General features: G+C 64.0%; 14 protein-coding genes. 13 read left to right on the forward strand and 1 reads right to left on the reverse strand.

Annotated features, from left to right (window positions below):
- The first annotated feature begins 39 nt into the window (after positions 1-39).
- The 11 genes from B1526_RS08520 (at position 40) to B1526_RS08570 (ending at position 9,924) form a co-directional block, all read left to right on the forward strand.
- Positions 40-795: a YebC/PmpR family DNA-binding transcriptional regulator gene (locus B1526_RS08520; RefSeq protein WP_095615635.1), complete on the forward strand. Its 756-nt coding sequence runs from the start codon at positions 40-42 to the stop codon at positions 793-795.
- Positions 796-801: 6 nt separating this feature from the next.
- The gene (ruvC, locus tag B1526_RS08525; protein ID WP_095615636.1) at positions 802-1,383 is read left to right on the forward strand and encodes a crossover junction endodeoxyribonuclease RuvC; all 582 of its coding nucleotides are present in this window, start codon (positions 802-804) and stop codon (positions 1,381-1,383) included.
- 44 nt (positions 1,384-1,427) lie between these two features.
- Complete coding sequence (ruvA, locus tag B1526_RS08530; RefSeq protein ID WP_095615637.1) at positions 1,428-2,051, forward strand: Holliday junction branch migration protein RuvA; 624 nt, start codon at positions 1,428-1,430, stop codon at positions 2,049-2,051.
- Between the two features lie 8 nt (positions 2,052-2,059).
- Complete coding sequence (gene ruvB / locus B1526_RS08535; RefSeq protein WP_095615638.1) at positions 2,060-3,142, forward strand: Holliday junction branch migration DNA helicase RuvB; 1,083 nt, start codon at positions 2,060-2,062, stop codon at positions 3,140-3,142.
- A gap of 74 nt (positions 3,143-3,216) precedes the next feature.
- Positions 3,217-3,636, forward strand: coding sequence for a preprotein translocase subunit YajC (gene yajC, locus B1526_RS08540; RefSeq protein WP_095615647.1), 420 nt, complete (start codon positions 3,217-3,219; stop codon positions 3,634-3,636).
- A gap of 37 nt (positions 3,637-3,673) precedes the next feature.
- Entirely contained in the window at positions 3,674-4,255 is a 582-nt protein-coding gene (locus B1526_RS08545; RefSeq protein ID WP_095615639.1) for an adenine phosphoribosyltransferase, read from the forward strand.
- A gap of 38 nt (positions 4,256-4,293) precedes the next feature.
- A complete protein-coding gene (gene sucC, locus B1526_RS08550; protein ID WP_095615640.1) occupies positions 4,294-5,490 on the forward strand; it encodes an ADP-forming succinate--CoA ligase subunit beta in 1,197 nt (398 codons plus the stop codon).
- Positions 5,487-6,404, forward strand: a complete 918-nt coding sequence (sucD, locus tag B1526_RS08555; RefSeq protein ID WP_095615641.1) for a succinate--CoA ligase subunit alpha — start codon at positions 5,487-5,489, stop codon at positions 6,402-6,404. Before sucC ends, sucD begins: the two co-directional genes overlap by 4 nt.
- On the forward strand, positions 6,401-7,849 hold the full coding sequence (locus tag B1526_RS08560; protein ID WP_095615642.1) for a cell division protein PerM: 1,449 nt from the start codon (positions 6,401-6,403) through the stop codon (positions 7,847-7,849). Before sucD ends, B1526_RS08560 begins: the two co-directional genes overlap by 4 nt.
- Positions 7,797-9,431 carry a bifunctional phosphoribosylaminoimidazolecarboxamide formyltransferase/IMP cyclohydrolase gene (gene purH / locus B1526_RS08565; protein ID WP_095615643.1) on the forward strand — a complete coding sequence of 545 codons (1,635 nt, stop codon included), beginning with the start codon at positions 7,797-7,799 and terminating at the stop codon, positions 9,429-9,431. The genes B1526_RS08560 and purH overlap by 53 nt, the downstream gene beginning before the upstream one ends.
- A gap of 205 nt (positions 9,432-9,636) precedes the next feature.
- A complete protein-coding gene (locus B1526_RS08570; protein WP_095615644.1) occupies positions 9,637-9,924 on the forward strand; it encodes a DUF3017 domain-containing protein in 288 nt (95 codons plus the stop codon).
- Here the strand turns inward: B1526_RS08570 and B1526_RS08575 are convergent.
- A complete protein-coding gene (locus B1526_RS08575) occupies positions 9,886-10,959 on the reverse strand; it encodes an MIP/aquaporin family protein (protein ID WP_095615645.1) in 1,074 nt (357 codons plus the stop codon). The genes B1526_RS08570 and B1526_RS08575 overlap by 39 nt on opposite strands.
- A 161-nt stretch (positions 10,960-11,120) precedes the next feature.
- On the opposite strand from B1526_RS08575, the gene B1526_RS08580 reads away from it, so the two are divergent.
- Together B1526_RS08580 and B1526_RS08585 are read left to right on the forward strand one after the other, a co-directional pair.
- Entirely contained in the window at positions 11,121-11,894 is a 774-nt protein-coding gene (locus tag B1526_RS08580) for a pseudouridine synthase (protein WP_095615646.1), read from the forward strand.
- Positions 11,891-13,228 (forward strand): (d)CMP kinase (locus B1526_RS08585; RefSeq protein ID WP_133088543.1); only part of this gene is annotated, 1,338 nt, incomplete at its 3' end. The genes B1526_RS08580 and B1526_RS08585, both read left to right, overlap by 4 nt.

A 13,228-nucleotide genomic window follows, 5' to 3' on the forward strand; every position in this document is an offset into this window, starting at 1 on the left:
TCACGTTTCGAAAATATCCATCACCTGTCTAGGAGCATTATGTCAGGGCATTCCAAGTGGGCGACCACCAAGCACAAGAAGGCCGCGATCGACGCCAAGCGCGGCAAGCTGTTCGCCAAGCTCATCAAGAACATCGAAATCGCCGCCCGTCAGGGAGGTGGCGACCCCGACGGCAATCCTGCGCTCTATGACGCCATCTACAAGGCCAAGAAGGCCTCGATGCCGGCGGACAACATCAAGCGCGCCGTCAAGCGCGGCTCCGGTGAGGAGGCCGGTGGCGCCAACTACGAGGACATCGTGTACGAAGGCTATGCCCCGGCCGGTGTCGGCCTCATCATCGAATGCCTCACCGACAACCGCAACCGTGCGGCCGCCGAAGTGCGTTCGACGCTCGGCAAGGGAGGCGGATCGCTCGCGACGACCGGTTCGGTGAGCTTCAACTTCGAACGCAAGGGCGCGATCGTCGTCCCCGCGGAAGGCGTGGATTTCGACGACCTGTTCGAGAAGGCCGCTGAGGCCGGCGCCGAGGACGTCACCGATGACGGCGAGACCTACACCGTCATCACCGACCCGTCCGATATGACCGCCGTCCGCCAGGCGCTTCAGGATGCGGGCATCGACTATGATTCCGCCGACCTTGTCATGATGCCGAAGAACGAGGTCGAACTGTCGCTCGACGACGCCCGCAAGGTCGCCCGTCTCATCGACAACCTCGACGATCTCGACGATGTGCAGAACATCTACAGCAACTGGACGGCCTCCGATGAGGTCATGGAACAGCTTGACGAGGAGTAATCCCCGTTGATCATCCTTGGAGTCGACCCCGGACTGACACGGTGCGGAGTCGGCGTGATCGAAGCCGGCGCGCCCCGCCGGCTTTCGTTTATCCACGTCGATGTCGTCCGCTCCGACCCGCACATGTCCCAGGACCTGCGTCTGCTGACGATTTACAACGGCATCGCCGCGAAACTCGACGAGTTCGCGCCGGACACCGTCTCGATCGAACGTGTATTTGCGCAGGAGAACCGCAACACCGTACTCGGCACGGCGCAGGCGGCCGGCGTCGCGATGCTCGCCGCTGCGCAACGGCGGATACCCGTCGCGCTGCATACACCGACCGAATCGAAGCTCGCGATCACCGGCAACGGCAAGGCGCAGAAGATCCAGATGGAACGCATGGTCGCGCGCCTGCTCAACCTCAATGCGCTGCCTACGCCCGCAGATGCCGCCGACGCCCTCGCGATCGCGATATGCCACGCGCTGCGCCCCGCGGGGGCGCTTGAAGGAGGCGAACGCGAACAGCATCTGACGAAGGCGCAACGCCAGTGGGCGCAGGCGGCGCAGCACGCCTCGCATGGCCGCGGCGTCCGCAGAGGCATGTAAACTATCGAACACTTGTTCGAATATGAACGTATCGGAGGTATCGCATGATCGGCATGCTCAGCGGCACCGTCGCGGCGGTCGACGCGACGAGCGCGCTCATCGACGTCAACGGCGTGGGATTCGAGGTGAGGATGCCGAGCGCCGACCTCGCCACATTGCACGTCGGCGCGGCCGTCACCGTCATGACGTCGATGAGCGTCGCGCAGGACGCCATCACCTTGTTCGGGTTCTTGTCATCAGGCGCGAAACGCATGTTCCTGCAATTGCAGAAGGTCAGCGGCATAGGCCCGAAGGTCGCATTGTCGCTGCTGAGTACATTGCCGAGCGACGCGCTCATCCAGGCGATCCATGACGAGGACGCCACGGCGCTTGCCAAAGCGCCGGGCCTCGGCAAGAAGGGCGCGCAGAAGATCATCCTCGAACTCAAGGGGTCGATCGACCTGTCCGGCGTGGAACCGGCCGGAGAGGGCACGGCGCAGCACGCCCCGGAGGACACCGGCATGCTGCGTGTCATCGAAGGGCTCATCTCCCTTGGTTGGAAGCAGCAGGAGGCACAGCAGGCCGTCGACGCCGTCATCGAGAACGAAGGCATCCCGACGCCGCTCTCCGACGAGGACGTGTCGACCGTGCTCCGGCTCGCATTGGCATCGATGGACAGGGGAAGGTGAGGTGAGCGATGGCCGCCGATGATTTCGACGTCTTCAACGCGGACAACAGCAACGCGAACGAGGCATCGCTGCGTATGGTGTCCGCGAACGCCGTCGGCAACGAGCCGGTGAGCGACGAGGAACTGCGCCCGCATATCCTCGGGGGCTTCATCGGACAGCCGCGCCTCAAGGCGCAGCTGCAGCTGTTCCTCGACGCCGCACGCAAACGCGACGTGCCCCCCGACCACATCCTGCTCGCAGGCCCTCCGGGTCTTGGTAAGACGACATTGGCGATGATCGTCGCGAACGAACTCGGCGTGCCGATCCGTGTCACATCAGGCCCCGCGATCCAGCATGCCGGCGACCTCGCGTCGATCCTCAGCTCGCTCGATGCCGGCGAGGTGCTGTTCATCGACGAGATCCACCGCCTGCCGCGCGCCGCGGAGGAGCTGCTCTACATCGCGATGGAGGACTTCCGTGTCGACGTCATGGTCGGCAAAGGCCCCGGCGCATCCTCGATCCCATTGACGCTACCGAGGTTCACCGTCATCGGCGCGACGACGCGCGAAGGCATGCTGCCGTCGCCGTTGCGAGCCCGCTTCGGCTTCACCGCACATCTCGACTTCTATCCGACAGGTGAGCTCGAGAAACTCATCGAGCGCTCGTCGGGTGTGCTCGGGATCGACCTCGCCGAAGGCGCTGCGCACCAGCTCGCGCGCCGCTCACGTGGCACGCCGCGCATTGCGAACCGCCTGCTGCGCCGTGTACGCGACTGGGCTATCGTCCATGACCTTGACATCGTGGAACCAGAAGACGTCAAAGAGGCGCTTGCGCTCTACCAAATCGACACGGAAGGGCTCGACCGGCTCGACATCGCCGTCCTCAACGCGATCATCCGCAACTTCAACGGCGGCCCCGTCGGTCTCAACAACCTGTCGGCGATGGTCGGCGAGGAGGCGGAGACCGTCGAGACGGTATGCGAGCCGTATCTCGTGCGCGAGGGCTTCATGATGCGCACGCCGAAAGGGCGCGTCGCCACGGCGAAGGCATGGGAGCATCTGGGCCTGACACCGCCGGATGGCGACCCGTCCGATGTCAGCAAGCTATTCTAGACTGAAGCCTTCGTACACTGATTGTTCAATCGATTCCCGGTTGTCCCTCGTCGTTAAGGAGCCCTGCCATGAGCATGGATTACATCTTCCTCATCGTTCTTCTCGTCGCCATGATCGCCATGATGGTGTTCCAGACGCGCAAGGCGAAGAAGCAGCAGGCGGAACGCCAGAGCTTCTGGAAGAACCTCGACGCCGGCACCGAGGTGATCACGATCGGCGGCGTCATCGGCAAGGTCGTCGAAGTCGACGAGGAATACGACGAGATCGTCATCGATTCCGAAGGCAGCCTCCTGCGCTTCTCGTCGAAGGCGATCAGCCGCGAATACGTCCGTCCGGCATACGTCTCCGATGACGACGTCGACGAGAACGGCAACCCGATCGTCAAGGACGACGAGAACGAACCGGAGCAGATCACGGCGAGCGAGACGACGATCGAAGAGACATCCACGGACGACAAGACGGATGCCTCGAAGTCCCCATACGACGCAGACTGATGTCGACAGGCACGAAAGCAGGGGAGAACCGCCGATCATGACCTCCACGGACATCACGCTCACCGACCCGACCGCCTTGGACGCGAAGGACGCCGACTACCTCATCTCACTCATGCGTGCGATACCGGACTTCCCGAAGGAAGGCATCCTGTTCCGCGACATCATGCCCGTCTTCGCCGACGCGCGTGGCATGGCGATTCTCATGGACGCGCTCGTCTCGAACCTGTCGATCCCGAATGATGATTTCGACGCGATCGCGGGGCTCGAAGCACGCGGTTTCCTGTTCGGCCCCATCCTCGCCGAACGTCTCGGCAAAGGCTTCATCGCCGTACGCAAGGCGGGCAAGCTGCCGCCGCCGACGGCGAAACAGAGCTATGCGCTCGAATACGGCGAAGCCACGATCGAGATAGAGAGGAACGCGATCCGGGAGGGCGAACGCATCCTCATCGTCGACGACCTCATTGCGACGGGCGGATCGGCCGGCGCTGCCCGCGATTTGGTCATTTCATGCGGTGGCGTCGTCACCGGTTTTAGTTTTATCGTGGAGCTCGCGGGCCTTGACGGCATCCAGTCGCTTGGCGGTTACCCGGCGAGTTCCCTGCTGACGATGCCCGCCTGAGCGTCGCCGCACACGACCGCCCATCTCACAGAGGAATCATGGATCTATACGAATACCAAGCACGTCAGTTGCTTGACGAACAAGGCATCGACACACCACGCGCGATCTTCGTCGAGCGCGTCGAGGATGTCCCGCAGGCGGCGGAGACGATCGGATACCCCGTCGTCGTCAAGGCACAGGTCAAGATCGGGCACCGCGGGCAGGCGGGCGGCGTCAAGCTCGCCCATGACCGTGACGAGGCCGTCAAGGCAGCCGAGCAGATCCTCCCGATGACGATTCACGGACATAAGGTCCGTGGCGTGCTCATCGCCGAAGCGAAATCGATCCTGCACGAATATTATGTGTCGATCTCCGTCGACCGCACCTCACGTGACTTCGACGTGCTCGCGACCGCGAACGGCGGCACCGAGGTCGAGCAGATCGCCAAGGAGCAGCCCGAATCGGTCAAGCGTCTGCACATCAGCGCGCTCGAGGACTTCGACGAGGCGGCCGCGAAGGCGATGGCGGCAAGCATCGGCTTCTACCATGCCGATGTCGACCAGGCCGCCCATATCCTGCTCAAGATGTGGGAATGCTTCCATGACAACGACGCGACACTCGTCGAGATCAACCCGCTCGCCAAGATCGGCGACCCGGACGATGAATCGACGAAGCGGCTGTGCGCACTCGATGCGAAGATCTCGCTCGATGGCAACGCCGCGTTCCGCCACGACGGATGGGCGCGCTTCGATGACTCCGCGACGGCCGACCCCTACGAGCGCCAAGCGGCCGAGCATGGGCTGCACTATGTGCATCTGCAAGGCCAGGTCGGCGTCATCGGCAACGGCGCGGGACTTGTCATGAGCTCGCTCGACGCCGTGTCCTTCGCGGGCGAGGAACAGGGGACCGGCATCAAGCCGGCGAACTTCCTCGACATCGGCGGCGGCGCATCCGCCGAGACGATGTGCCAAAGCCTTGAAATCGTCCTGTCCGATCCTGAGGTCGCCTCGGTGCTCATCAACGTCTACGGCGGCATCACGTCGTGCGAGCAGGTCGCGCTCGGCATCATCGAAGCCGTCGAACGGCTCAACGTCACGAAACCGATGGTCGTGCGCTTCGATGGCAACGCCGCGGCCGAAGGGCTGGCGATCCTCGCCGACGCGGACATCGCGAACATCCATGTCGCGGCCACGATGGAGGCGGCCGCATCCGAGGCGGCCCATCTCGCCGCACAGGCGAAGGAGGAGACCAAATGACCGTCTTCATCGAAGATGACGCCCCGGTCATCGTCCAGGGCATGACAGGGCATCAGGGTATGACGCACACCGCACGCATGCTCAAGGCCGGCACGAACATCGTCGGCGGTGTCAACCCACGCAAGGCCGGCACGACGATCGCGTTCGAAAACGCCGCAGGTGACATGGTCGACATCCCCGTGTTCGCGACATGCGACGAGGCGAAGGCCGCCACGGGTGCGAAAGCGAGCGTCGTGTTCGTTCCGCCGCGTTTCGCGAAGGGAGCCGTCGTCGAAGCCGTCAACGCGCATATCGATGTCGTCGTCGTCATCACCGAGGGCATCCCGGTCGCGGACAGCGCCTATTTCGTCGAACTCGCGCTCCAGCAAGGCGTACGCATCGTCGGACCGAACTGCCCGGGACTCATGACCTTGCCGTCAACTGAAACGTCGAACGGCGTCAATCTCGGCATCATCCCCGATGGCATCGTCGGCCGCGGACCGCTTGGGCTTGTCTCGAAATCCGGCACGCTCACCTACCAGCTCATGGGCGAATTGTCCGACATCGGCTTCACCGCTTGCCTCGGCGCCGGCGGAGACCCGATCGTCGGCACGACGCTCCTCGAAGCGCTCAAGGCCTTCGAGGCCGATCCGGACACCAAGGCCGTCATGATGATCGGCGAAATCGGCGGAAGTGCCGAACAGGACGCCGCACAATGGGCGAGCGAGCATATGACGAAGCCGGTCGTCGCCTACATCGCAGGCTTCACGGCCCCCGAAGGCAAGCAAATGGGCCATGCCGGCGCAATCGTCTCCGGCGGCAAAGGCACCGCGCAGGACAAGAAGGAAGCGCTCGAAGCCGTCGGCATCCGCGTGGGCAAGACACCCGCGCAGGCCGCGCAGTTCATGCGTGAGGCGTTGGCAACGCTCGGATGAACAAGAAGCTCATCCCTTGGTTGCGGGGCATCGCCACATCCTTGATCGTGATGCTCGTCTACGCCGTGCCGCTCGGCTTCCTCATGGCGCTCGTGCTCCTCGTCATCGCGATGGAGGAGGGCGGAGCCACGATGTCGTCGTTCACGGTGCCGCTCACCCAAGCGATTGTGCTGCTGTCCCAAGGCGTCGGCTTCCATGCGGGACCGATCGTCGTCACGGTCGTGCCGCTTCTGCTCACGTTCCTGCTCATCGCGCTCATCCGCACCGTCTTCCATAGGATGGGCGCCGATCCGCGCGGTTACGTCACCGGTCTGATCACATGGCTTGTCCTCGACGGCCTGCTCGAGCGCAATCTGACCGTCACCCTCAGTGATTCGACATTCGCTGTGCTCGGCAAAGGCGCGCTCGTGTTCACGCTTGGTTTCTTATGGGCATATGTGCATGAAGCGGACCGTCTAGCCCCGCTGCTTGGCTATATCCGCGCGCATGTGTCGCAACCGATCCTCCACGTCATCGCCGTCGGAGTCCGTCTTGGGCTGCTCATCGTCGGCATCGTCCTGCTGTTCGGGTTCGGCACCGTCATCGCATGGATCGTGCTCGACCACCACGCCGTCGGCTCGGCCTTCGACGCGATGCATATCCAGACCGGCTCACGCATCCTCATATGCGTCATGGCGGCCGCATGGCTGCCCAATCTCATGCTGTGGGCGTCCGCGTGGCTCTTCGGCGCCGGGTTCTCAATCGGCGACCTCGCGACCTATACGCTCGGCGAAGGCTCGGCCGCACGGTTGCCTGATTTCCCGATATTCCACTTGTTCCCACAACCGGTCGCCGATCCGACGATCCGCATGTGCGTGACACTCATCCCGCTCGCGATTGGCTGCATCCTCGGCCTGCTCGTACTCACCGCGAAGCGTGGGTTCGGCTTGAGGCCATTCGGCAAGAACGTGGGGGAGGACCCGCGCACGGTGATCCTCGCCTACGCCTATCCGGTGGGCGCGTTCTGCATCACGTCGATCGTCGTCTCGCTCATGTGCACCGTGCTCTACGCGCTTTCGAACGGCGCGCTTGGCACGAAGCACCTCGCCTCGGCCGGCGTCGACGTCCGTTCCGCCACCAACGTCACGGCACGGCCGTGCGCGTTGGGACTGTTCCTGGTCTGGGGCATCATGCTGCTCCTGACCGCCATCGTCCTTGTCGTCCGCATGTATGTCGCGCGCCACAGCGCCACGGTCGCCGACGGCGCGTCGAGCACCACCGGCGAAGCCGGCGACGCCACACCACGGACCGTCACCTCGCATGAGGGGACCGGCAGGGACGCATCCCCAGAGAAGAAGAAGCCGTTCGCCGCACGAGTGGTGAACTCAACCCCGCAACCAAAGGAGAAGCAAGGTGACGACAACGAACCGACCGCTACGACGGGCATTGGTATCGGTCTTCCATAAGGATGGCATCGAAGTCCTCGCCAAGGCGTTCATCGCCGCAGGCACGGAAGTCGTGTCGACCGGCTCCACCGCGATGAGGCTCGCCGAACTTGGCGTGCATGTCACGGAGGTGTCCGAGGTCACCGGGTTCCCGGAGTGCCTCGACGGCCGAGTCAAGACGCTCGACCCGCATATCCACGCCGGCATCCTCGCCGACATGACGAACGAGGACCACGCGCGCCAGCTTGAGGGGTTCGGCATCAAGCCGTTCGACCTCGTCATCGTCAATCTGTACCCATTCGCCGACACGGTCCGTTCGGGCGCGTCCGAAGCCGACGTCATCGAGAAGATCGACATCGGCGGCCCGTCGATGGTCCGCGGCGCCGCGAAGAACAGCGCGACCGTCGCGATCGTCACCGATCCGGACGATTACGCGCTCGTCGCCTCACGCATCGAGGACGGCACCGGTTTCTCGCTCGAGGAGCGCCGCTGGCTCGCCGGCAAGGCCTTCGCGCATACCGCCGCGTATGACGCGACGATCAACGAATGGACGGCCGCGCACTGGCCGAAGCCGGCATCGATCGACGATGCCCCGGCGGACATCGACCCCGTCGAGGAAGCCAAGCTCGCGAAGTTCCCCGCGACGTTCACGAGGACCTGGAACCGCGCGCATGTGCTGCGGTACGGCGAGAACCCGCACCAGGACGCCGCACTCTACGTCGACCCGCTCAACATGCGCGGCTTCGCCGATGCCGAGCAGCTCGGCGGCAAGCCGATGAGCTACAACAACTATGTCGACGCCGACGCCGCATGGCGTGCCGTGTGGGATTTCGCCCCGCAGATCGCAGTCGCCGTCGTCAAGCACAACAACCCGTGCGGCCTCGCCGTCGGCGCGACCGCAGCCGAAGCGCATAAGAAGGCGCATGCGTGCGACCCGATGAGCGCCTACGGCGGCGTCATCGCGACGAATGCGACCGTCACGCTCGACATGGCGCAAAGCGTCCGTCCGATCTTCACCGAGGTCATCGTCGCGCCGGATTACGAACCGGAGGCGCTTGAACTGCTGCAGACGAAGAAGAAGAACCTGCGCATCCTCAAGGTCGCGGAACCACCGAAGTCGAAGCGGCAGTTCCGCCAGATCGACGGCGGCCTGCTCGTGCAGTCGACCGACCTCATCGACGCCCCCGGCGACTCGCCGGATGCGTGGAAGCTCGTCGCGGGCGAAGCGGCCGACGCCGCGACGCTCAAGGACCTCGAATTCGCATGGCGTGCGGTGCGCTGCGTCAAGTCGAACGCGATCCTCATCGCCGACAACATGGCGACCGTCGGCATCGGCATGGGGCAGGTCAACCGTGTCGACTCCGCGAACCTCGCCGTCGAACGTGCGAACACGCTTGATGACGGCCGCAACCGCACGAACGGGGCCGTGGCCGCTTCCGACGCGTTCTTCCCATTCGCCGATGGTGCGCAGATTCTCATCGACGCCGGTGTCAAGGCGATCGTGCAGCCTGGCGGCTCGATCCGCGATGAAGAGGTCTTCGAGGCGGCGCGCAACGCGAACGTGACGATGTACGTCACGGGCACGCGCCACTTCTTCCACTGATCGGCCGGACACAGACCGACCACAACACCGATAAGTGCAAGCGGGCCCTGTGCCTGTCCCGGGAATCGATTCCCGGGACAGGCACAGGGCCCGCTTGCACCATCCAGTCCGGATGGGCTGCTCGGACGGCGTGCACATACCACGCACGGATGAGACAGCGGTAGGATGGTGGACGGTATCCACCGCACATGTCAAGGAGCCCACGATGCACACACATCATCCCTACGTCTCGGAACGCCATGAGGGCAAACCATGGTTCGAATGGTGCGTCGCCGGCCTTGTCGTCATCGCCACCGTCGCCGCGGCAATGGGGGAGCCGATGGTCGCCACGGCGATTGTGTCCGTGACGGCCATCGGCTCCGGTGTCGTGCGGATCGTCTGCCGGGAACGCAGTCCCTGGAAGATCAGATCGGTCGCGTTCGATGCCGCGTGCGGCATCGGTTTCGGCGTCGTCCTAGCGCTGCTGTACCTCGCCATCCGTTTCATCCACTGACGTCGTCACGGTCGTGGTCTCCATCGTCATGTGCGCATCGGGGGCGTCGTGGTAGTCTGCGCCGTGCTGGTTCGAGAAGACGTCGACGGTGGGGTCGAGCTGATCGGTCGTGACGTCGGCGGTCGCCTCGATGCCATCTTCGTTGTGGTCGGCTTCGTCCCCCTGCGCCATCGCGGCCTCGGCGGCGTCGACGTCCATCTCGTCACCGTTGTTCTCGCGCGAATGTGCAAGCTGGGCGATGATCATGACGAGCGCGACGATCGCCGCGGCGAGGATCGCGGTCACCCAGAACACCCACAGCTGCGAGAGCGGGTTGACCGTCTGCGCATTGGCGCCGTCATGCGATGCGAAGATCGCGATGCCCGTCGCACGGACCGGGTTGACCGACGCGCCGGTGATCGGGAGCGCCATCGCGGCGGCCGCGGCATAGGCGACGCCCATCGTGAGCGTCGCGGAACGCGTCGCATGGCCGTTCTTCTTGAGCGTCATCATCGCGGCGGCGACGACGATGACCGAGGCGAGCAGCTCGACGATGATCGCCATCGTGACGCTGTAGCTCAGGCCGTACTGGCTCATGTTCGAATAGCTCAGGCTGTTCACGTCGTATCCGTTGATCGCCATCATCGTCCACTGCGACTTCTGCACGGTCTGCGAACTCGGGATCATGAACGAGAAGACCGCACCGGCGACGAGGCCGCCAAGCACCTGCGCGATGATCATGAAGACGCCGTCGAGCACACGGACCTTCGACGTGAGCATCGCCGCGACGGTCACGGCCGGATTGAACTGGGCGCCCGAGATGCGCGCGAAGATCGCCGTCATCGCGGCGTACACGACACCCGTGGCGACAACGAGGAACGCAAGGTTGTACCCATAGAACACGACGCCGAACGAGCTCGCCATGTAGATCGCGAAGCAGATGAGCAGGCTGCCGGTGAACTCGGCGCCGAGGCGTGCCCAAATGCTGTGTCCGTCATTGTGTGCGGAGGCGTCCTCGTGGACGTCGACCGTGGAATCGTTGTCAACAGCAGTCATAGAATTAGTCCTTTGATGTACGTGAGGACATCGTGAAAACGGTGTCCACGCCGCCGTTGTTCGGCGGCCACGCTGTACAATACTAGACAGTGGTCCTGCCAGGTCGCCTGTACGCGGGCGGGGCCATCATTCATGCAACCACCGGCCACGTTGGGAGAACGATGCCACACGCATACAGTCAAGCAAGAAAAGCACACACCGAGGAACACGACGGGATCCGCCTGCAGAAGCTGCTCGCACAAGCCGGATTCGGTTCGCGGCGCAAATGCGAGGAAATGATCACAGACGGCCGTGTCGAAGTGGACGGCGAACTCGTCACCGAACTCGGCACAAGGGTCGACCCGAAGACGCAGCAGATCCGCGTCGACGGGTCGCGCGTGCGCCTCAACCCGAGGCACGTGACGCTCGCGCTCAACAAACCGAAGAAAGTGCTCAGCGCGATGGAGGATCCGAAGGGACGCTACACGCTGCGCGACATCGTCGGCGACAAATACGAGCGCATCTTCCATATGGGACGTCTCGACTACGATTCCGAGGGACTCATCCTCATGACGAACGACGGCGAGCTCAGCCAGCACGTCATGCATCCGAAATACGAGGTCGAAAAGACCTACATCGCGACACTCGAAGGGCGCATGAGCGGCAACGTCTGCAGACGCCTCGTGCGTACCGGCGTGCAACTTGACGACGGTTGGATCAAGCTCGACCATTGCTCGATCATCGACCAGAGCCGTGAGCAGACAATCGTCAAGGTCACGCTCCATTCGGGCAAGAACCGCATCGTGCGCCGCATATTCGGCGCGATCGGGTTCCCCGTCAAACGCCTCGTGCGCACGCAGATCGGCCCCATCAAGCTCGGCGACCTCAAGCCAGGCTCGTACCGTGTGCTCTCGTCGACCGAGGTCCGTTCGCTCTCGAAGGAGGTGGGCCTGTGATCCGCGTCGCCATCGACGGCCCCGCAGGTGTCGGCAAATCCTCGACGTCCAAGGCGCTTGCGAAATACTATGGGTTCGCTTACCTCGACACGGGCGCGATGTACCGCGCCGCGACGTGGTGGGTGCTCGAACAGGGCATCGACCTCGACGCGGACGACCTCGACGAACGCGTCATCACGGAGACCGTCGCCGCACTGTTCACCGAGGACCACTTCGACATCAGCGTCGATCCGGACGCGCCGAACGACGCGCGTGTGTTCTGCGACGGTCGCAACATCAGCGCGGACATCCGTTCGAGCGACATCAGCGCACACGTCTCGATCGTCTCGTCGATCATCCCGGTGCGCCACATCCTCATCGCCGCGCAACGCGCATACATTGCCGCCGAAGGCGTCGACGACGGATACTCCGAAGGGCGCGGCATCGTCGCGGAAGGGCGAGACATCACCGACGTCGTCGCCCCCGACGCCGAAGTGCGTGTGCTGCTCACGGCGCGCGACGACGTGCGCCAGGCGCGCCGCGCGCATCAGGCGAGCAACGGCACCGCGGGCGCGGAGGACGTCGCCGCACGCGACGCCGCGGACGCGAAGGTCACGAATTTCATGACCGCGGCGGACGGCGTGACGACGATCGACAACTCCGACCTCGATTTCGAGGAGACGCTCGACGCGCTCATCGGACTCGTCGACGATGCGATCGAGGAACAGGAATACGCCGCATACGCGTCGAACCTCGAAGGCTACGAACTTGACGAAGGCGATGCGTCGCTCATCGACGGCTCCGCGTTCACGTCGGGCGAGCAGACGTCGGCGAGCAAGGAAGTCGGCGTCCTCGCGATCATCGGACGGCCGAACGTCGGCAAATCGACACTCGTCAACCGTGTGCTCGGACGTCGTGCGGCCGTCGTCGAGGACACACCGGGCGTCACACGTGACCGTGTCAGCTACGACGCGGAATGGGCGGGCGTCGATTTCAAACTCGTCGACACCGGCGGATGGGAGGCGGACGTCGAAGGCATCGATTCGGCGATCGCATCGCAGGCGCAGATCGCCGTCGAACTGGCGGACGCCGTCGTGTTCGTCGTCGACGGGCAGACCGGGCTGACACAGACCGACGAACGCATCGTCAGGATGCTGCGCTCCGCCGGCAAACCGGTCGTCGTCGCCGTCAACAAGATCGACGACCAGATGAGCGAATACATGGCCGCCGAATTTTGGAAGCTTGGCCTTGGCGAACCGTATCCGATTTCGGCGATGCACGGCAGGGGAGTAGGAGACCTGCTCGATGCCGCGCTCGACGCGCTTGGGAACGCGGAGCGCACGTCCGGCTTCCTC

It is taken from the genome of Bifidobacterium criceti (assembly GCF_002286935.1).
Classification (GTDB): domain Bacteria; phylum Actinomycetota; class Actinomycetes; order Actinomycetales; family Bifidobacteriaceae; genus Bifidobacterium; species Bifidobacterium criceti.

Bases quoted from the DNA above. Each gene is read 5' to 3' on its own strand.
- B1526_RS08570 (WP_095615644.1), top strand. From the start codon at position 9,637: ATGCACACACATCATCCCTACGTCTCGGAACGCCATGAGGGCAAACCA.
- sucD (WP_095615641.1), top strand. From the start codon at position 5,487: ATGACCGTCTTCATCGAAGATGACGCCCCGGTCATCGTCCAGGGCATG.
- B1526_RS08520 (WP_095615635.1), top strand. From the start codon at position 40: ATGTCAGGGCATTCCAAGTGGGCGACCACCAAGCACAAGAAGGCCGCG.
- B1526_RS08560 (WP_095615642.1), top strand. From the start codon at position 6,401: ATGAACAAGAAGCTCATCCCTTGGTTGCGGGGCATCGCCACATCCTTG.
- B1526_RS08545 (WP_095615639.1), top strand. From the start codon at position 3,674: ATGACCTCCACGGACATCACGCTCACCGACCCGACCGCCTTGGACGCG.
- sucC (WP_095615640.1), top strand. From the start codon at position 4,294: ATGGATCTATACGAATACCAAGCACGTCAGTTGCTTGACGAACAAGGC.
- ruvB (WP_095615638.1), top strand. From the start codon at position 2,060: ATGGCCGCCGATGATTTCGACGTCTTCAACGCGGACAACAGCAACGCG.
- B1526_RS08575 (WP_095615645.1), bottom strand. From the start codon at position 10,959: ATGACTGCTGTTGACAACGATTCCACGGTCGACGTCCACGAGGACGCC.
- ruvA (WP_095615637.1), top strand. From the start codon at position 1,428: ATGATCGGCATGCTCAGCGGCACCGTCGCGGCGGTCGACGCGACGAGC.
- yajC (WP_095615647.1), top strand. From the start codon at position 3,217: ATGGATTACATCTTCCTCATCGTTCTTCTCGTCGCCATGATCGCCATG.
- B1526_RS08580 (WP_095615646.1), top strand. From the start codon at position 11,121: ATGCCACACGCATACAGTCAAGCAAGAAAAGCACACACCGAGGAACAC.